1 protein-coding gene is annotated in these 1,201 nt (G+C 45.3%); it reads right to left on the reverse strand.

Annotated elements, in window-relative coordinates:
- Window positions 1–16: 16 nt before the first annotated feature.
- Entirely contained in the window at window positions 17–1,201 is a 1,185-nt protein-coding gene (gene tuf / locus DK924_RS18695) for an elongation factor Tu (RefSeq protein ID WP_109875886.1), read from the reverse strand.

The following is a 1,201-nucleotide window of genomic DNA, read 5'->3' on the forward strand; positions in this document are numbered from 1 at the left end:
GCATTACAACAGTTGATTACTCAACGATAGTTGCAACAACACCAGCACCAACAGTACGGCCACCTTCACGGATAGCGAAACGAAGACCTTCGTCCATCGCGATTGGCGCGATTAGAGTTACTGTCATCTTAACGTTATCACCAGGCATTACCATTTCTACGCCTTCTGGTAACTGTACGTCACCTGTTACGTCAGTTGTACGGAAGTAGAACTGTGGACGGTAACCTTTGAAGAATGGAGTATGACGACCACCTTCATCTTTAGAAAGTACGTATACTTCTGAAGTGAATGTTGTGTGTGGGTTGATTGAACCAGGCTTAGCTAGTACTTGACCACGTTCAACGTCTTCACGCTTAGTACCACGTAGAAGTGCACCAATGTTCTCACCAGCACGACCTTCGTCAAGAAGCTTACGGAACATCTCAACACCAGTACAAGTAGACTTAGTAGTCTCTTTGATACCAACGATTTCAACTTCGTCATTCACGTTGATGATACCAGCTTCAACACGGCCAGTTACAACAGTACCACGACCTTGGATTGAGAAAACGTCTTCGATAGGCATGATGAATGGCTTATCGATGTCACGCTCTGGCTCTGGAATGTAAGAATCTAGTGCTTCTGCAAGCTCTACGATTTTAGCTTCCCACTGCTCTTCGCCTTCAAGTGCTTTAAGTGCAGAACCTTGAATTAGTGGTAAGTCATCACCTGGGAAGTCGTATTCAGAAAGAAGTTCACGAACTTCCATTTCTACTAGCTCAAGTAGCTCTTCATCATCAACCATGTCACATTTGTTCATGAACACAACGATGTAAGGAACGCCAACTTGGCGAGAAAGTAGGATGTGCTCACGAGTTTGTGGCATAGGGCCATCAGTCGCAGCAACTACTAAGATAGCGCCGTCCATTTGAGCAGCACCAGTGATCATGTTTTTAACATAATCGGCGTGACCAGGACAATCTACGTGTGCGTAGTGACGAGTAGGTGTATCGTACTCAACGTGTGAAGTTGAGATTGTGATACCACGCTCGCGCTCTTCTGGAGCGTTATCGATTGATGCGAAATCTTTAGCAACACCGCCGTATACTTTTGCAAGTACGTTAGTGATTGCTGCAGTTAGTGTAGTTTTACCGTGGTCAACGTGGCCGATTGTACCAACGTTTACGTGCGGTTTTACGCGTTCAAACTTTTCTTTTGCCAT

The sequence above is a fragment of the Pseudoalteromonas sp. meg-B1 genome (assembly GCF_003173795.1).
Lineage (GTDB): Bacteria > Pseudomonadota > Gammaproteobacteria > Enterobacterales > Alteromonadaceae > Pseudoalteromonas > Pseudoalteromonas undina.